18 protein-coding genes are annotated in these 16559 nt (G+C 63.7%); 4 read left to right on the top strand and 14 right to left on the bottom strand.

Features of this window, described 5'->3' with window-relative positions; translation table 11 throughout:
* Positions 1-95: 95 nt before the first annotated feature.
* The 13 genes from K0P03_RS28620 to K0P03_RS28560 form a co-directional block, all read right to left on the bottom strand.
* Positions 96-1148, bottom strand: a complete 1053-nt coding sequence (locus tag K0P03_RS28620) for an alpha/beta hydrolase family protein (protein ID WP_272791353.1) — start codon at positions 1146-1148, stop codon at positions 96-98.
* A gap of 37 nt (positions 1149-1185) precedes the next feature.
* Positions 1186-1728 carry a gamma carbonic anhydrase family protein gene (locus tag K0P03_RS28615; protein WP_272791352.1) on the bottom strand — a complete coding sequence of 181 codons (543 nt, stop codon included), beginning with the start codon at positions 1726-1728 and terminating at the stop codon, positions 1186-1188.
* Positions 1729-1752: 24 nt separating this feature from the next.
* Entirely contained in the window at positions 1753-2085 is a 333-nt protein-coding gene (locus K0P03_RS28610) for a cupin domain-containing protein (RefSeq protein WP_272791351.1), read from the bottom strand.
* A gap of 8 nt (positions 2086-2093) precedes the next feature.
* Positions 2094-3098 (bottom strand): quinone oxidoreductase family protein, encoded by a 1005-nt coding sequence (locus K0P03_RS28605; protein WP_272791350.1) that lies wholly within the window; start codon positions 3096-3098, stop codon positions 2094-2096.
* Positions 3099-3129: 31 nt separating this feature from the next.
* Positions 3130-4008, bottom strand: coding sequence for a 3-keto-5-aminohexanoate cleavage protein (locus K0P03_RS28600; RefSeq protein ID WP_272791349.1), 879 nt, complete (start codon positions 4006-4008; stop codon positions 3130-3132).
* Complete coding sequence (locus K0P03_RS28595) at positions 4008-4769, bottom strand: SDR family NAD(P)-dependent oxidoreductase (protein ID WP_050744629.1); 762 nt, start codon at positions 4767-4769, stop codon at positions 4008-4010. Before K0P03_RS28595 ends, K0P03_RS28600 begins: the two co-directional genes overlap by 1 nt.
* Before the next feature lie 3 nt (positions 4770-4772).
* On the bottom strand, positions 4773-5699 hold the full coding sequence (locus tag K0P03_RS28590; protein WP_050744628.1) for a dioxygenase family protein: 927 nt from the start codon (positions 5697-5699) through the stop codon (positions 4773-4775).
* A gap of 18 nt (positions 5700-5717) precedes the next feature.
* Positions 5718-6503: a glutathione S-transferase family protein gene (locus K0P03_RS28585; protein WP_023512134.1), complete on the bottom strand. Its 786-nt coding sequence runs from the start codon at positions 6501-6503 to the stop codon at positions 5718-5720.
* A 63-nt stretch (positions 6504-6566) separates the two neighbouring features.
* Positions 6567-7613, bottom strand: a complete 1047-nt coding sequence (locus K0P03_RS28580; RefSeq protein ID WP_050744626.1) for a branched-chain amino acid ABC transporter permease — start codon at positions 7611-7613, stop codon at positions 6567-6569.
* Complete coding sequence (locus K0P03_RS28575; protein ID WP_023512132.1) at positions 7610-8488, bottom strand: branched-chain amino acid ABC transporter permease; 879 nt, start codon at positions 8486-8488, stop codon at positions 7610-7612. The genes K0P03_RS28580 and K0P03_RS28575 overlap by 4 nt, the downstream gene beginning before the upstream one ends.
* Positions 8489-8500: 12 nt before the next feature.
* Positions 8501-9229: an ABC transporter ATP-binding protein gene (locus K0P03_RS28570; protein WP_050744625.1), complete on the bottom strand. Its 729-nt coding sequence runs from the start codon at positions 9227-9229 to the stop codon at positions 8501-8503.
* Positions 9229-9975 carry an ABC transporter ATP-binding protein gene (locus tag K0P03_RS28565; RefSeq protein WP_050744624.1) on the bottom strand — a complete coding sequence of 249 codons (747 nt, stop codon included), beginning with the start codon at positions 9973-9975 and terminating at the stop codon, positions 9229-9231. Before K0P03_RS28565 ends, K0P03_RS28570 begins: the two co-directional genes overlap by 1 nt.
* Positions 9976-10060: 85 nt before the next feature.
* Positions 10061-11338, bottom strand: coding sequence for an amino acid ABC transporter substrate-binding protein (locus tag K0P03_RS28560; RefSeq protein ID WP_023512129.1), 1278 nt, complete (start codon positions 11336-11338; stop codon positions 10061-10063).
* A gap of 316 nt (positions 11339-11654) precedes the next feature.
* On the opposite strand from K0P03_RS28560, the gene K0P03_RS28555 reads away from it, so the two are divergent.
* Positions 11655-12692: a LacI family DNA-binding transcriptional regulator gene (locus K0P03_RS28555; protein ID WP_130514242.1), complete on the top strand. Its 1038-nt coding sequence runs from the start codon at positions 11655-11657 to the stop codon at positions 12690-12692.
* Positions 12693-12776: 84 nt separating this feature from the next.
* On the opposite strand, the gene K0P03_RS28550 is transcribed toward K0P03_RS28555, so the two are convergent.
* A complete protein-coding gene (locus tag K0P03_RS28550) occupies positions 12777-13550 on the bottom strand; it encodes an SDR family oxidoreductase (protein WP_130514241.1) in 774 nt (257 codons plus the stop codon).
* A 140-nt stretch (positions 13551-13690) separates the two neighbouring features.
* Between K0P03_RS28550 and K0P03_RS28545 the strand changes: the two genes are divergently transcribed.
* From K0P03_RS28545 to K0P03_RS28535, 3 genes are all read left to right on the top strand, one after another.
* A complete protein-coding gene (locus K0P03_RS28545) occupies positions 13691-14590 on the top strand; it encodes a LysR family transcriptional regulator (RefSeq protein WP_023512126.1) in 900 nt (299 codons plus the stop codon).
* 542 nt (positions 14591-15132) lie between these two features.
* Positions 15133-15387, top strand: coding sequence for an acyl carrier protein (locus tag K0P03_RS28540; protein ID WP_023512092.1), 255 nt, complete (start codon positions 15133-15135; stop codon positions 15385-15387).
* Positions 15384-16556 carry an acyl-CoA dehydrogenase family protein gene (locus K0P03_RS28535; RefSeq protein ID WP_272791348.1) on the top strand — a complete coding sequence of 391 codons (1173 nt, stop codon included), beginning with the start codon at positions 15384-15386 and terminating at the stop codon, positions 16554-16556. Before K0P03_RS28540 ends, K0P03_RS28535 begins: the two co-directional genes overlap by 4 nt.
* Positions 16557-16559 lie beyond the last annotated feature (3 nt).

The raw sequence follows: 16559 nt of genomic DNA, 5'->3' as shown, positions 1-16559 counted from the left end.
CCAGCTTCAAGTGGACATTTTCTACCTCACCCCGTCCGATCGACTTGTCACCCGAAGCCGTCAGCTTCGCGCATGCGCTGCCATAATCGGCAGCGCTAGACTTTCAGCCGCTCCGCGAGCCAATCGGCAACGAGGGGCCGATACATCCAGGGAATGTTGTTGCAGACATGGTTTCCGGTCGGAAAGACGTGCAGTTCCGCACCCGCCCTGCAGATGTCGGCACATTTTTGCGCTTCCGACGGCGGAAAGATCCTGTCGCGAGCGCCATGCAGGATGAGCGCGGGAACTGCCGGTCCCCTGATGCCCAACAGGGTGAAGCAACGTGCGCTTTCGACGACGTCACCGCCCCCCAGCGCAAAGGTCATATTGTCCTGATAGACCTTCGGCAGCGTTGGCCAGAACGCCCCGAGATCGTAAAAACCGTTGACGGAGACGACGGCGGCAAGCCCCTCCAGCGCGGCCGCCGCCCGCAACGCGAGGAAGCCGCCAAAGGCCATGCCGACGAGGCCGACGGCACCCGTCAGGCCGGGCCGCCCCTCGAGCGTCTTGATCGTAGCAGCGACCACCGGCGCGATGTCGGCGCGCAGGTGGCCGTGGGATCGCCCCTCGCCCTGTCCCGGACCGTCAAGCGACAGCGTCGCCACGCCGCGAAGAAGGAAGTGCCGTTCGAAGGCCGGGAACTCCTCCTTGGTCGAATCCGAGCCGGGGATGATCAGCGCCAGCGGATGCGGTCCCGCTCCGGCCGGCCGGCGGAGATAGCTGCGCAGCACACCGCCCTCGAACGGCACCTCGACCAGTTCTCCGGGGTGCTCCAGCAGAGGTGCGGACCTGCGGAAAGTTGCCACCTTCAGCGCCGCGACGCGCTCCTTCGCATCAAGGTCGTCGAAAGCCATGAACTGACCGAAGTGGTAGAACAGGCTGGCGCGGGCGAAGGCTTCGCCTGCAGTGACTTTGCGGCCCTGCGCAAGGGCCGCCTCGCCCATCGCGGCATGGCGGTCGCCTTCGGCGCTCCAGGCGGTGAGCCAGTTCTCCCAGACGCCCGCGCTGTCGATCACCGCCCTCGCCGTTGCCGACGGTATGCCGGCGACCTCCATGCGCGGCAGCCAATGTTCCACCACACTCAGCAACCTGTTTTCCGCCTCGCTCATTCTCTCGTCCTTCCAGCGTTGCCGAACATATCCGTTTTCAGGGGTCGAACATTTTAAGGTCACGGGAATAAGAGTCTGCCTTCGCACGGTATCGTTCCGCGCCGCGCGACAGGTTCTCCGCCGCATCCCTATCGAGCGTCCTGACGATTTTGGCCGGAACACCGATGACGAGCGATCCGTCCGGCACCACCATGCCTTCGCGAACGAGCGAATTCGCCCCGACCAGGCACCGCTCGCCGATGCGGGCGCCGTTGAGGATGGTCGTACCCATGCCGATCAGGCTTCCTCTGCCGATGCTGCAGCCGTGCACGATCGCATTGTGGCCGACGGTGACGTCCTCGCCGATCGCGACCGGAAACCCCGGATCCGTATGGATGACGCAGCCGTCCTGGACATTCGAGCCGGCACCGAGGGTTATCGGTTCGTTGTCGCCGCGCAGGACCGCGTTGAACCAGATGCTGACGCCCGGGGCGATGCGCACGTCGCCGATGACGGCGGCGCCCGGGGCAATGTAGAATTCGCCGTCTGCCGGCAGGCTGGGCGCCCGGTCGCCCAGCCGGAACAGTGTCGGATTGTGCATGATTTCCGGCCCATCCCTTCGGCTTCAGGTCGGCATTGCGAGAAGGATCGATGCCGGCGCATTGGTGCGGTTGACGAGTACGCGCGCTTCGCCCGGCGCCAGCCGGCAGCTGTCGAGCACACCGAGCGTAACGGCGGTATCGGCGGTTTCGACCGTGACCTCGCCGGCAACGACGATGTAGATCTTCTCCACTGCCGCCGCCTTGAGCGAGGTGCGTCCGCCCGGCAGGAGATGCGACAGGCCGATCCAGATCGTGTCCGTCGCCGTCGCCTCCTTGCCCTGCAGGCGCAGGCAGTGCATGTCGTAGTGTTCGGCCGCCTCGTAGGGCTTCGCCTCGCTGTAGCGCGTGACCTGCATGATGCGTCCTACGGCTTGAGCAGGACCCGCTCGGGCGTCCCGCGCAGCACTGAAGCGTAGGCCTTCGCAGCGTCCTTGAGGTCGTAGCAGCAGTCGGGATTGATCGGGAACGGCTTGAGCAGGCCCTCCTCGAACTTCAGCTTCAGCCGGTCGAATATCCGCGCGCCATCGACGGAGGACAGCGCCAGCGTGTCGATGCCTATATATTTGTGGCGGCCGCGGAAGAAGTTGAAGATGTCGAAGGGCACGGCGCGGTCGAAGGTCGAGATGAAGATCTGCCGCGCCTGCTTGGCCATCGCCTTGTTGGCGATCTCGAAATAGGGGCTGCCGACGGTGTTGAAGACGATATCGGCGCCGTGACCGCCCGTCATGTCGCGAACGATGGCCGCGACATCGTCGACGGCGCTGTTCAGCATCGTGACCGGGCCGTTGGTGTGGCCCATCAAGGGCTGTTCGTTGTACTCGACGGCGAAGACCTTCGCCCCGGCCATGGTGGCGAGCTGGATTGCGGCCTGCCCGACCTTGCCATTGCCGCCGCAGACGAGCACGACATCGGTCGGCTGGGCGCCGCCCGCCTCGCGCAGGCCCTCATAGGCGGTGATGAAGGGCACGCCGACCGAGCCCGCCTCCTCCATCGAAAAGGTCTTCGGCTTGGCGCGCACGGCCTTCTGGTCGAGCACCATCCATTTGCCGTGGCTGCCATCCTGGCTGATGCCGAGCTCGCCGCCGCCGCCCCAGACCTCCATGCCGATCATCTGCGACGGCCCCTCACGCACGATGCCGCCGAAGTCGCGCCCGGGTATGCGCGGCCAGATGGCGTGCGGCATGTGGCCGAGCGAAGCCTTGACGTCACTGGGATTGACACCCGCCGCGACGATCTCGACCAGAACCTGGCCGGGGCCCGGGCGCGGTACGGCCACCTCGACGACATCGATCAGAAGATTATCGAGATCCGGCGATTTCTGGGAAACCCTGAGGGCATTGCCGGCTTTGGCGCTTGCTTGAATGTTCATGTCTTCGTCTCCTTTGCTCCAGCTGCGCCGCTCAGGCCGCAAGCCCCAAGATTTCCCTGGCTTCCGACGGACCGGCAATCTGCCCGCCGAGTTTCTCGATCAGATCGCGGGCGCGCTCCACCAGCTCGCCATTGCCTTTCGCCAGCACGCCCTTGTCGATGTAGGAATTGTCCTCGAGGCCGACGCGGACGTGCCCGCCGAGCAGATAGGCCTGCATCGCCATCGGGAACGACATCCGGCCGACGCCGAAGCCCGTCCAGACGGCATCGCGCGGCAGCATGCGCGCGGCGGTGGCCATCACGTCTGTCGTGGAGGGGAAGCCGTATTTGACGCCGGTGACGATGGTGAACATTGCAGGCGACGTGAGCACGCCCGCCTTCATAAGATCCTGCGCGAGCACGATGTGGCCGGTGTCGAAGACTTCGAGCTCCGGCTTGGAGCCGGCCGCGTTGATGATCTCGGCCATGATCTCGACGTTGGCGGGAGTGTTGATCACCACCTCGTTGCCGAAGGTCATGGTGTTGAGGTCGAGCGTGGCAATGTCGGGCTTCAGCGCGGTGATGTGCTCGACACGCTTTTCCGGCCGCATCAGCGTCGTGCGCGGACCGGCCACCGCCGGATTCTCGTCGCTCGGGTGGTAGCGCCCGCCCGGTCCCGTGGTCACGTTGAGGATCAGCGCGTTGTTCTTCGCCCTGATCCGCTCGACCACCTCGCGGTAGTGCTTCAGCTCCATCGACGGTTTTGCCGTTTCGGGATCGCGGACATGGATGTGGGCGATGGCCGCCCCGGCATCCGCCGCCTCGAGACAGGCGTTCGCAATCTCCTCCGGCGTCACCGGCAGGCCGGGATGGTTCTCCCGGGTCGTCAGATTGCCGGTCACGGCACAGGTGATGATGACTTTCGGCTGCATTACAGGTGCCTTCCTCCATCGACGACAATCCGGCTGCCGGTCGAGAACTTCAGATGCGTGGCGCAGGAGACGATCGCCTCGGCAACGTCCGCCGGGCTGGTGATCCGCTTGAGCGGAGTGGTCGCGGCGACCTTGTCGGCAAATTCCTTGCCGCGGCCCGGGACGAACTGCGTGTCGACGGCGCCGGGCGACACCACCATGACGCGGATTTCGGGGGCAAGCGCCCGGCCGAGCGAATTTGCCATGATGTCGACGCCCGCCTTGGCGCCGCAATAGGCGACATTCGAGCCGATGCCGGTGAAGGCGGCGATCGACGAGACGTTGACGATCAGGCCGTCACCGCTCGCCTTCAGCGCCGGCGCGAAGGCGCGGATCGTGGCGAAGACGCCGCGCCAGTTGTTGACGAAGATACGGTCGATCATCGCGTCCGTCAGGGCATCGAGATCGCCATGCGCCACCGGTTCCGTGACACCTGCCGTGTTGACGAGGATGTCCGCTCGGCCAAGCCTCTCCAGCACCGCATTCCGGAACGCCTCGATCGTCGTGGTCTCTTCGATCGAGACCGGCAGCGCGACATGGCCTTCGCCGGCAAGTCCAGCGACGATTTCCTCTGCCTTCTGCCTGCCCGAACGGTAGCCGACGACAACGGCCGCACCGGCGGCGGCGAGCATCCGGCAGGCCTCCCGGCCGATACCGCCGGAGCCCCCGACGACGACGGCCACCTTGCCCTCAAGCGGTTGATGGGAATTGTGCGCTGCCATGGATCAGCTCTTCTTTCCCGAAATCGGCGGCACAGGCATTGTCGATTTACCGGGCACCAGCTTGAAATCGTATTCACAGGTGTAGAAGGGCAGGCTCGCGTCCGGATAATCGGGATGCGGCTCGGTATGCATGACGAAGTTGCCGACGATCTGCTGCTTGGCACCGAACACGACATCGGCTGCCAGTGCCTCGGGCGTGTCGGAAAAGATCTGCGTGATCAGGGTCTTGTGCCCCGGCGCTGAAACGATGAAATGAACGTGCGCCGGCCGCATCGGCTCGCGCTTCTGGGCTCGCAGCAGCACACCGACGGGACCGTCCGTCGGCACCGGATAGCCTGCCGGCTTCACCGAGCGGAAATGATATCGCCCATCGGCCTCGCTCGTGAACTTGCCGCGAAGGTTGCAGTCCTCCTGGGTCTCGTCCTGGTTCTCGTAGAGACCCACGGGGGACGCCTGCCACACATCGAGCACGGCGCCGGCGACCGGCGCGCCGTCGACCCCGATCACCCTACCGGAGAAGAAGAGCGTGGCGCCGGGCGTTTGCGAGCGCGCGATGCAGTCGCCGTTGGTGCAGATTGGCGCGCCACCGCGGTAGAACGGACCGAGCAGCGCCGACATCGTCTCGCCCTGCATGCCGTCATTGTTGATGAGGTCGATCAGCGTCGATGCGCCGACCACGTCCGCGGCAAGCACCACCTCGTTGTGGAACTCGTTCGTCAGCTGACCGATCTCGACGATCCAACGCAGCGCATATTCGAACTCCTCCTCGGTCGGGCGGGTCTTGAGAATGAACTGGTGAAGGTGTTCCACCAGCACGGTCATGACTTCCTTCAGCCGCGGATTGTCGGTGTTCGCCATCGCCGCAAGCACCGTGGGTGTGACATCCGCTTCCTTCGTGATGAGCTTGGGGGGGCTGCTGATATAGTCCATGATGATCCTCCACTGCGTTCAGGCATTCACGGGCTCGGGCTGCTTCGCGCCGGCCTTGAGGTGTGGGTATTTTTCGGTCAACAACGACCCGTGGTAATAGGCCGCAGAAAAGGCGGGCGTTTCCCGGATCCTCTCGAGCCAGCGGCCAATCGCCGGGGCGCCATGCCATGTGCCGGAAAGCCGGATATCGTCCATCCGCACGATGACGGGCATGATCGCGATATCGGCAAGGCTGAGGTCCGCGCCCATCAGCCAGGGCCCGCCGCTGGCGGCAAGCCAGGCCGCCATGCGGTCGATGCCACGCTGCAGACGTGCCAGGGCCTCGTCCATCTCGGCTTTCGGGAACCCCGTGCGCCCCATCTTCATGAGGAACTCGCGGCGCAGGGGTTTGCTGTCACACAACGCCTGGAACTCTTCATCGCCCATCGCCTGGAAGTGCGGCAGGAAAGCCAGATTGTACGACGGCACGCGGATCGCCGGTGTCGGCACCTCGTCGATGAAACGCATCATCGCGCGCATCTCCGCCACCTTGAGCGGATCGCCGGGCCTCAGCGGTGCCAAGCCGCCGAGGATATCCTCCAGATACTCCATGATGACGGCGGAATCGGTGACCGGGGCACCGTCATGCAGCAGGGTCGGGACCACGCCATTGGGGTTGATCGCGAGATATTCCGGCTTCAGCTGATCCCCCTTGAAGAGATCGAGCTTGTGTTCCTCGAAGGCCTTGCCCTTGGCGTGAAGGACATAGCGAACCCGCTGGCTGCATGTGGACTGCGGCGCGTTGTAAAGCACGAATTCGGGCATGTCGGTTTCCTCTCGTTGATGATACGAGCCGTCTTCTCTGATGTCGGGCCGTGCGGTGCCTGGCTAGTCCCAGTTGAGGACGCGCGGCAGCCTTCCGCTTCTGGCGAGGGTCCCGACCAGTCCAAGCGGGAAGAAGATCAGGCCGAGCGCCATCACCAGGCCGGTGCCGAGGATGTTGATTTCGGATGCCCCCATGGTGGCGACGAAGAGCTCGTTGAGCGCGACGATGAGGACCGCGCCGATCACCGGTCCGGCGATCGTGCCCTTGCCGCCGAGGATGCACATCAGCACCATGTTGGCCGAGATCAGGATGAGCAGGAAAATGTTCGGCCGGAGATAGGTGAGGTACTCGCCCCATACCGCACCCGCCATGCCGACGAAGAAGGCCGAGAGTGCGAAAGCCGAAACCTTGTAGAAGCGCGTGTCGATGCCGGCGCTTTCCGCCTTGATCTCGTCCTTGGAGAGAGCCCGCAGACCAAGGCCGAACTTGGAGTGCTTGATCTTGTAGGCCGACCATACGGTGAAGGCCGCGATCGCCAGCATGGCATAGTAGTACGGCACCTTCGCCCACTGCACCGACAGGTCATTCGGCGGCAGGGTGAGACCGTTGGCACCACCGATGAAGTGCCAGTTGTCGAACAGGATACGGGCGATCATCAAAAGGGCGATCGACGAGATGATGAAGCTCGGGCCGCGTACCTTGAGCGTGACCATGCCGACGGCATAGCCGAGGGCTGCGGCAACGAGGCCGGCAATCGGCGCGGTGATCAGCGTGGAAATGCCGTAGCGCGCCAGAAGCATGCCGGAGAAATACCCCCCGACGCCGAAGAACACCGCGTGGCCGAGCGAGACGTAACCGGCAAAGCCGCCGAGGATGTTCCAGCCCGAGGCCATGGCGACGTAGGAGGCGGTGAACAGCACCAGGTGCAAGACGTAATTGTAGTTCCCGGTAAATTGCAGCAGCGGCAGTGCGGCGAGCAGCGCAAGCAAGGTGAGCGGGAACCAGGTCGCGCGGGTCTGGTCCGCCTTGCGCGACAGTTTCTCGTTGTGGGCGCGGCGCGCCTCGATGACAGCGCTGGCGCTGGAATCCTGAAGGGTAACGGCCATCATGCCATCTCCGGTTTTTCGCCGAACAGGCCCTGTGGCCGAACCAGCAGAATGATGAAAAGGGCGAGGAAGAAGGTCAGCGTCGACCAGGTCGCCCCGATCCAGGTGCCGACAAAGGCGGCGATGACGGACAAGACCAGCGCGCCGACCACCGTGCCGAGAATGCTGCCCATGCCGCCGAGAACGACCACCGACATCAGCATGGCGATCCACTCCCAGTGCTTGGCCGGAAAGAAGCTGAACACGAAGCTGACCAGCGATCCGGCAGCACCCGCAAGACCGATGCCGATGGCAAAGGCAAGCACGCTGATGAACTGTACGTTGACGCCGAGGAGTTCGGCCGCCTCGCGGTTCTGCGTCGTGGCACGGATGGCATAGCCGAGCCGCGAATATTTGAGGAACAGGGACAGCGCCGCGATGATCGCCAGCGAGACGAGACCGGCATAGAGCTGCCCCTTGGGGATGAAGACGTCGCCGATGAAGAACGCCGCGGTGGCGTAGTCGGGCGACGTCACCCGCTGCGTGTTTGTGAACAGGCCACCAAGCAGCCCCTCCACCATCATCGCCAACGCGAAGGTGAGCAGCACGGTCATCTCGGAGTATTTGGCGCTCTTGGTCTCTCGCTGGAACAGCAGCCGGTAGAGCACCACGCCGACGGCCGCCATCGCAACGGCCGCGACGGGCAGCATGGCGATCGGGTCGATACCGAACGTCTTGAACGCCAGGTAGGTGATGTAGGCGCCGCCGATGATCAGCGCGGGATGGGCGAGATTGACGATGCGCATCACGCCGAAGACAAGCGACAGGCCGGAGCCCATGAGAGCGATGACGCCGCCAAGCGCCAGGCCCAGGATCAGTATCTGCAATATCTCTGCCATGTCTGTTCCTCGTCAGGCGGCCTTCTTGCCGCCGAGGTAGAGTTCCTGGATGCGCGGATCGGCCAGCACCGTGGCGGCCGGGCCTTCGAACAGTGTCCGGCCGAGATCGAGCACCACGCCCCAGTCGGCGTTCCTGAGCCCCATCAGCGCGTTCTGTTCGACGAGGAGGACGGTGACGCCTTCCGCCGACATCATCTTCATGATGTCGAACATCTCCTGGACGACCTTCGGCGCAAGACCGAGGGACGGCTCGTCCAGCATGACGATGTCCGGCTTGATGATGAGCGTGCGGGCCATGGCGAGCGTCTGCTGCTGGCCGCCGGACATCGTGCCGGCATGCTGGTCGGCACGCTCGCGAAGGATCGGGAAACGTTCGAGAATGCCTTCGATGCGGCGCTCCAGCTCCTTCTTGTCGTCAAGGATGAAACCGCCCATGCGCAGGTTCTCCCGCACGGTCATCTTCGCAAACAGCGCCCGTTCCTGCGGCACGAAACAGATGCCCTTGCGCAGGATTTGGTCTGGGCGCAGCCCGTTCAGCCGCTCGCCCTTGAACAGAACGTCGCCCTTGCGGATCGACAGCATGCCGCAGATCGCCTTGAGCAGCGTCGACTTGCCGGCACCGTTGGGGCCGATGATGCAATGGACCTTGCCGGGCTCGACGGTCAGATGCGCCCCATCGATGATGGCGGGGCCGTCGCCGTAGCCGGCGGTGATGTTGGTGACCTCAAGAAGTTTCGTCATCAGGCGGCCTCATCTTCCAGGACGCCGCCGAGATAGGCATCCAGCACGTGGGGATCCCTGCGCACGACGTCGGGCGTGCCGGCGCAGATGACCTTGCCGTGCGCCATGACCACGACCTTGTGCGAGAGGCGCATGATCAGGTCCATGTTGTGCTCCACGATCAGCACCGTCAGGCCCTTGTCGTTGAGCGCGCGGATATGGCCGACGATCTCTTCCATCAGCGACGGGTTGACCCCGCCGGCCGGCTCGTCGAGCAGGATGATCTTCGGGTCGGACATCAAAAGCGCGGCGAGGTCCATGAGCTTCTTCTGCCCGTAGGAGAGATTGTGACCATCCTCGTGGGCGATGCGGGTGATGCCGAGGAAATCGAGGATCGACATCGCCTTGTCCTTCTCCTCCCGCGACATGGCGGGGCGGAACAGGCCGCGCAGGCCCTCGACCCGGGATTGAACGATGACATTCTCGATCACCGTCATGTCGCCGAGGTTGCGCGAGATCTGGAACGTCCGGCTGAGGCCCTTGGCCGTGATCTTGTGCGGCCGGAGGTGGTCGATCCGCTCGCCATCGAGCCAGACCTCGCCGGATGTCGGCGCCGCCGTTCGGCTGATGCAGTTGAACGCCGTCGTCTTTCCGGCGCCGTTCGGTCCGATCAGGGCGGTGATCGCGCCTTTCTCAACCGTGAACGTCGCACCGTCGACAGCCTTGATGCCGCCGAAATGCTTACAGAGGTTCTTCACTTCCAGCATGCGCCATCTACCTTTCGCAGTTGCGCTGACAATGGCCGGCGACGGGAAGGATGCCCGGGCGGGCACCCCTCCACTGCCTGTCTTCTCAGAACCCGTTCTTGGGATAGCTGAACGGCGATACGCCCTCGAATTCGCCAGTCGGGTAGACGAACTTCAGGCTGCCATCCTGCCACTGCGTCATGATGTGGGACTTCTCCACCGGCAGGCCGACGTCATCCCAGGAGAAGCGGCCAAGCACCGTGCGGACCGGGTCCTCCTTGGTGCGCGCATGCAGCCATTCGCCCATCTTGGCATTGTCGGTGGTCCCCGCTCCGAGGATCGCCTGCTCGATACCCTGGCAGACGGCGAACGGAATGGCGCTGTCCTCGTCCGGTTCGACACTGTATTCGGCGGTGAAGGCCTTGACGAAGTCAGCGTTGTTGAACGGCTTGCCGGCCAGCGTGCTCTCGAACGGCACGTCTTTGTGCCAGGTGGTGTGGATCAGCACGCCATCGGCCGCTTCCTTGCCAACGCCCTCGATGAACTCCGTCTGCGCTCCCTGGCTGAGATAGACCAGCTTGGGAGTGGCGCCGACGGTCTTGAGGCTGCGGGTCAACTGCACCGCTTCTTCCGCCGATGCCGTGAGGCCGATGACCATCTCGGCACCGGAGCGCTTGACCGAATTGGCAAGGTTCAGCCAGTCGTTGAAACCTTCCTCCGGCCACTTCTCCTTCATCAGGACCTCGATACCCGCATCCGCGAGGTAACCGGGTGCCAGATCGGCGATCTCCTTGTCGGTCGCGGGGTCCTTCACCTTCTGCCCGAGCAGACCCGCCTCGATGGCATTGGCGAAGAAGTCGTCCGCTGAAACCACGGCCACACTCTTCGGCGCTTCGCCGGCCGGAATGAGCTGCTTGATCACCGCGGCCACGTCCTTGCCGGTATATTCAGCGGCGTTGACCTGGAAGTAGAACAGGTTCTTGTAGCCCTGCTCGTAGATGCGCAGCGCCCCGCCCGAGGGAATGGCGTGCACCATGTTGTATTTCGAAAGGATGCTGGCGACCGGGAAGGTCAGGCGGCTCGAAAACGTGCCATATACCGCCTCGACCTTGTCGACATTGATGAAACGTTCGTACTGGTTGATCGCGGTCGCCGTGTCGGACCGGTTGTCGCTGACGATCAGCTCGACCTGCCGGCCGAGAATGCCGCCGGCTTCGTTGATCAGTTTCGTGCAGAGCTCGTAGCCCCGCTTGTGTTTTTCGCCACTGACCGAGAGTCCCCCGGTAATCGGCAGCGAAGCGCCTATCCTCAGATTTTCCGCATGGGCCGCACTGGCCGTAATCGCCACAGCGGCCGTTGCCGCGAGCAATGTATTCAATCTCATACGCCTTCCTCCCGTTAGCGATCGATTGTATCCGCGACCGGGCGCCCACCGCGGGGAGCCCGGCTGAATTTCGTGCCCGGTAAAGGAAGCCCTGCGGACGCTGCCGCATTCCCCGTCCGGGATCATTAGGGGTATTTTCCCGGTCGCCCTCCACGACGAACCGGTATCTGCCCGATGCAGGAGCTCTCCTCCAAGTGCTCATGCAATCGATTGCGAAGATGAGGTATCATGGCACTTGCGTTTGGTCAAGGATTTTCGCAAACGATTGCGTGCGCCATCCGTCATCTGCTAATATGGAAAAATCAGAGGGGATCAGATGCGGCAGAAACGGGTTACGCTGAAGGATATCGCCCGGGAGACAGGCGTACACGTATCCACCGTCTCCCGGGCGCTTGATCCTGTGGAGCGCAAATCGATCACGGAAGAGGTTGCCAGCCGCATCCAGGCTGCGGCGGATGCCTTGGGATATCGGCCGAACCGCATTGCCGCCGGGCTTCGGACCAATCGCACGATGACCGTCGGCGTGATGATTCCCGACATCACCAACGTGATCTTTCCGCCTATCCTGCGCGGTATCGAGAGCGTTCTCGAGCCGCTGGGCTACGCATCGATCATCGTCAACACCGATAGCGAACGGGATCGGGAAAGCCGTCTTGTCGACGTGCTGCGGGACCGCGGCGTCGATGGCATCATTCACGCGGCCGTGTTGAGAAGCGATCCGTCCATCGCGCGGGCCGCAGCCGAAGGCCTGCCGGTGGTGACGCTGAACCGCATGGTCGAGAACTCGCAGATTCCCTATATCATCAACGACGAGGACGCCGGCATCTGCGAGATGCTGCGCCACCTGCGCGATCTCGGCCATCGCGACATTGCCCATCTCGCCGGTCCGCAGGACCTGTCGACCGGCCAGCTTCGCCTTGCCGCCTTCCGCAACGCCGCTGCTGCCCTTTCACTGGAGTTCCGCCCCGACCTCGTGGCAACCGCCCGGCGCTTCGACGAGCAGGAAGGCGCACGCTGCATCCGGGATCTCCTGGTACCGGGCCGGAAATTCACGGCCGTCCTGTGCGCCAACGACCGTCTTGCACTGGGCGCGATCGACGAGTTGCGCGAGCGCGGCATCGACTGCCCGCGCGAGGTTTCCGTCACCGGCTTCAACGACATGCCGTTTCTCGACCTCATCCGCCCCCGGTTGACGACCGTCCGCATCCTCCAGCACAGTGCCGGCCAGACCGCGGCCACCGTGCTGCTGCAACTCATGAATGGCGAGAAGGCGGAGGACATCCCCGCGGAGACGATCCTGCCGGTCGAAATCATCGTCCGCGAGAGCACCGCTCCCGTCAGCAGCCCCGTGTGATCCCGAAAACCGGAATGCGCCGCCACGACCATCCCGGCGGACAGAAGGCGGCCTATCCCGTGGGAGGAAGGCCGCCCCTCGCCCCTACTTCGTCGTGTAGCCGCCGTTGACGAGGATGGTCTGGCCGGTCATCCACCAGCCATCGGAAACCATGAAGCGGATATAGGGGACAATATCCTCGATATCGGTGAGGCCGGTTTTCGAAAACCCCGACAGGGCTGCGGCGGTCTTGTGATAGGCAACCGCGTCGGCTCCCTCGGCCGGATAGAAGAAGGGTGTATCCATCGGGCCCGGCCCGATCGCCGTTACCGAGATGCCGCGCTCACCGAACTCCTTGGACGCGGCCCGCGTGAAATGCTCGACCGGCGCCTTGGTGCCGGCATAGCTCGCATAAAAGGGCGTGAAGGCGCCGAGCAGGGACGTGACGAGCGTCACCAGCTTGCCATTGTCGTTGAGATGCCGGCCTGCTTCCTTGATGAAGAAGAAGGCCGTTTTGGCGTTGACGGCGCTCATCTCGTCATATTCGGCTTCGCTGATCTCGAGCATGGGCTTCTTCAGCACCTTTCCGACGGTGTTGATGGCGATATCCGGCCGGCCGATGGCAGCGACCGCATCGACGAACAGTTTTTCGACGGCACCGGCCGTCGTCAGGTCGGCCTGGAAGGCGACGGCCTCCGCGCCCGCGGCCTTGACGGCGGCCACGGTGGCGTCGGCCTCCGCCCTGCTGGCGGCGCTGTTGTAGTGGATTGCGATCGCCTTCGCGCCATGTGCCGCGAGGTCACGGGCGACCAGCCCGCCAAGGTTCTTCGCGCCTCCGGCGATGATGACGGTTTTGCCTTTAATGCTGTGGTCGGTCATGGGCGGCCTCCTTTGCCGGTTCCGCGATCACATGAGCGATCGCTTTCTTGGGAAGAACATATCGTCTAGGATCAGCCGATAAAGACGGCCATTCTGACATCACTTGTCAGAAATTCCGTGCAATCGAGTGGATAGAACACGTGGACCGTATCGATCTGTTCCGCATTTTCGCGCGTGTCGTCGAGCAGGCAAGCTTCACCCGCGCCGCCGATACGCTGGGGATTGCCCGTTCTTCCGTATCGGCAGCCGTTCAGGAACTGGAGGGCCGCGTCGGCGCGCGGCTGCTCTATCGCACCACGCGCAAGGTCTCCCCGACCCAGGACGGCGTGGCCTTCTACGAACGCTGCCAGCGCGTCATCGCCGATGTCGAGGACACGGAAAACCTGTTCCGCCAGACATCCGCACGGCCATCGGGAAAGCTGCGAATCGACGTGCCCGGCCGGATCGGACGCCTGATCGTCGCGCCGGCCCTGCCCGGCTTCCTTGACGACTATCCCGAGATCGACATCGATCTCGGCGTCACCGACCGCGCGGTAAATCTCGTCGAAGACGGCGTCGATTGCGTTCTGCGCGTCGGTTCGCTCGGTGATTCCGGCCTGATCGCACGCCCGATCGGCAGACTGCCGCTCATCAACGTCGCCAGCCCGGCCTATCTGGCGCTTCACGGAACGCCGCACACGCCAGACGATCTCCGGGATCACCGGGCGATCAACTACGCCTCGCCTTCCAGCGGTCGGGTCGAGGACTGGGAATGGCTTGAAAACGGGACGCTGCACAGGATGCAGATGCAGGGACGCGTCACCGTCAACAGTGCGGAGGCCTATATCGCCTGCTGTCTCGCCGGCCTCGGACTGATCCAGATACCGGCCTATGACGTCAGAGGGCACCTGGAAGCCGGAGAACTGGTCGAGATCATGCCCCATCACCGCGCCGAGCCGATGCCGATGGCCCTGCTATACCCGCACCGCCAGCACCTCTCCCGTCGGTTGCAGGTCTTCGCCGACTGGCTCGAGGCGCTGCTCAGGCGACAACTTTTGTAGTCCTCCGAAACGGCTTTTCTTCACTGTACGAGGCAGAGGTCGCCCATATCCCGCCTCCCAATCCCGAAAGAGCACCTCCGGCAAGAGTTCAACCGGAGCGCCACGACCGGCTGCTCAAGGCTGCCGTCGGCTTCAGGCGCAGGCGCTGAAAGGCGATGTCGATCCAGATACCGAAGGGTCGCATCGTCGTTGGCAACCGCAAACCGCTCTTCCCGAACCGCCGGAAACGGCCACTTCAACCCTCTTTGTCATTCAATCCTACACGTCCTGCGTTTATGGCTAACGGAGTTTTTACGCCGGCGGGACGCACCATTTCAGGACATAACACACTTCCTCCAACGCCCTGAAAAACCGGGACTGTTACCACCTTCTTCACAAAGCACCGCAATGGTACGCCTCGGTTCAATCCAGCAATCCCACCCGCTTCACGAAATCTTATCCATGTCCTTTCAGCCGATCTTATCAACCGTCGGTTATGCCTTTGAGGAACGATAAGCCAAGAGCCCGCTGTCCGGCCGGCAATGAAAACGACGGAGAAGACCATGAAGCAGAAGATTCGTGATATCCTGGCGAAACACGGTGGCCTGCCGACGCCGGTCGATCAGCTCGCGGACGATGCCGATCTCTATGCAGCCGGCCTCTCCTCCTTTGCTTCCGTGCAGGTGATGCTCGGCATCGAAGACGCCTTCGACGTCGAATTCCCCGACAACCTGCTCAACCGCAAGTCCTTCCAAAGCATCGACGCGATCACGAAGGCGGTGTCGGGCCTTGTCGGGAGCACGGAGGCCGCCGAATGACACTCACCGTCGGAAAGGGGCTGACGGAACGCGCCGAGCGCGTCTCCGCCGTGGCCGCAGCACATGCCGACGACGTGGACGCCAAGGGCCGCTTCCCGCGGGAAGCCGTCGATGCGATGATCGCCGAACGGCTGCTGTCCATCCAGATTCCCGCCACGCTCGGCGGCGAGGACGCCTCCGTCTCTGAAATCGCCGAAATCTGCTCGGTGCTCGGCCAGACCTGCTCGGCCGCCGCCATGGTCTTCGCCATGCACCATATCAAGCTGTCGAGCCTCGTCTCACACGGCGCGGGTGATGCCTGGCACTCGGGCTTCATGCGCCGCGTTTCCGACGAACAGCTTCTCCTCGCCTCGGCAACGACCGAGGGCGGCATCGGCGGCAACCTGCGCAACAGCATCTGCGCCATCGAGATTACCGGCGACACCTGCCGCCTTACCAAGGACGCCACCGTCATCTCCTACGGTGCCCATGCCGACGCGATCCTCATCACCTCGCGCGCCCATGCGGACGCCGCCTCGACCGACCAGGTGATGACCGTCTTCACCAGGGACCAGTATACGCTCGCGCAAACCCATGTCTGGGATACGCTCGGCATGCGCGGGACCTGCTCGGACGGCTGGCTGTTCAAGGGCGAGGCGCCGAAGGCGCAGATCCTGCCCAAACCCTTCGCCGAGATCGCGGCACAGTCGATGCTCGCCACCTCGCACCTGCTTTGGAGCGCAGTGTGGTACGGCATCGCCGTCAACGCCGTCGCCCGTGCACAGGCCTTCGTGCGCGCCGCCGCGCGCAAAAGCCCCGGCGTGACACCACCCGGCGCGTTGCGGCTTGCGGAAGCCTCGAATCTTCTCCAGCTCGTCAAATCGAATACAATTGCGGGCCTCAAGGAATATGAAGCGGCCAAGGCCGATCCGGACCGCCTCTCCTCCATGGGCTTTGCCGTGGCGATGAACAATGTGAAGATCGCCTCCTCCGAAACGATCCTCACCATCATCAACCAGGCCATGCTGATCTGCGGCATCATGGGCTACAAGAACGGCACGCCCTTCAGCCTCGGCCGGCATCTGCGCGACGCGCATTCCGCCCAGCTCATGATCTCCAACGACCGCATCCTCGGCAACACGTCGAACCTCCTGCTTGTGCACAAGCAGGACACCAGCCTGATCGGGTGACAC

The sequence above is a fragment of the Shinella sp. HY16 genome, from assembly GCF_028534175.1.
In the GTDB taxonomy this organism is placed as follows: domain Bacteria; phylum Pseudomonadota; class Alphaproteobacteria; order Rhizobiales; family Rhizobiaceae; genus Shinella.
The sequence above is the reverse complement of the archived record's forward strand: the minus strand, read 5'-3'. Positions and strand labels throughout refer to the sequence as shown.

Coding starts and splice junctions, on each gene's coding strand:
- K0P03_RS28620 (WP_272791353.1), bottom strand. CDS start 1,148: ATGAGCGAGGCGGAAAACAGGTTGCTGAGTGTGGTGGAACATTGGCTG.
- K0P03_RS28615 (WP_272791352.1), bottom strand. CDS start 1,728: ATGCACAATCCGACACTGTTCCGGCTGGGCGACCGGGCGCCCAGCCTG.
- K0P03_RS28610 (WP_272791351.1), bottom strand. CDS start 2,085: ATGCAGGTCACGCGCTACAGCGAGGCGAAGCCCTACGAGGCGGCCGAA.
- K0P03_RS28605 (WP_272791350.1), bottom strand. CDS start 3,098: ATGAACATTCAAGCAAGCGCCAAAGCCGGCAATGCCCTCAGGGTTTCC.
- K0P03_RS28600 (WP_272791349.1), bottom strand. CDS start 4,008: ATGCAGCCGAAAGTCATCATCACCTGTGCCGTGACCGGCAATCTGACG.
- K0P03_RS28595 (WP_050744629.1), bottom strand. CDS start 4,769: ATGGCAGCGCACAATTCCCATCAACCGCTTGAGGGCAAGGTGGCCGTC.
- K0P03_RS28590 (WP_050744628.1), bottom strand. CDS start 5,699: ATGGACTATATCAGCAGCCCCCCCAAGCTCATCACGAAGGAAGCGGAT.
- K0P03_RS28585 (WP_023512134.1), bottom strand. CDS start 6,503: ATGCCCGAATTCGTGCTTTACAACGCGCCGCAGTCCACATGCAGCCAG.
- K0P03_RS28580 (WP_050744626.1), bottom strand. CDS start 7,613: ATGATGGCCGTTACCCTTCAGGATTCCAGCGCCAGCGCTGTCATCGAG.
- K0P03_RS28575 (WP_023512132.1), bottom strand. CDS start 8,488: ATGGCAGAGATATTGCAGATACTGATCCTGGGCCTGGCGCTTGGCGGC.
- K0P03_RS28570 (WP_050744625.1), bottom strand. CDS start 9,229: ATGACGAAACTTCTTGAGGTCACCAACATCACCGCCGGCTACGGCGAC.
- K0P03_RS28565 (WP_050744624.1), bottom strand. CDS start 9,975: ATGCTGGAAGTGAAGAACCTCTGTAAGCATTTCGGCGGCATCAAGGCT.
- K0P03_RS28560 (WP_023512129.1), bottom strand. CDS start 11,338: ATGAGATTGAATACATTGCTCGCGGCAACGGCCGCTGTGGCGATTACG.
- K0P03_RS28555 (WP_130514242.1), top strand. CDS start 11,655: ATGCGGCAGAAACGGGTTACGCTGAAGGATATCGCCCGGGAGACAGGC.
- K0P03_RS28550 (WP_130514241.1), bottom strand. CDS start 13,550: ATGACCGACCACAGCATTAAAGGCAAAACCGTCATCATCGCCGGAGGC.
- K0P03_RS28540 (WP_023512092.1), top strand. CDS start 15,133: ATGAAGCAGAAGATTCGTGATATCCTGGCGAAACACGGTGGCCTGCCG.
- K0P03_RS28535 (WP_272791348.1), top strand. CDS start 15,384: ATGACACTCACCGTCGGAAAGGGGCTGACGGAACGCGCCGAGCGCGTC.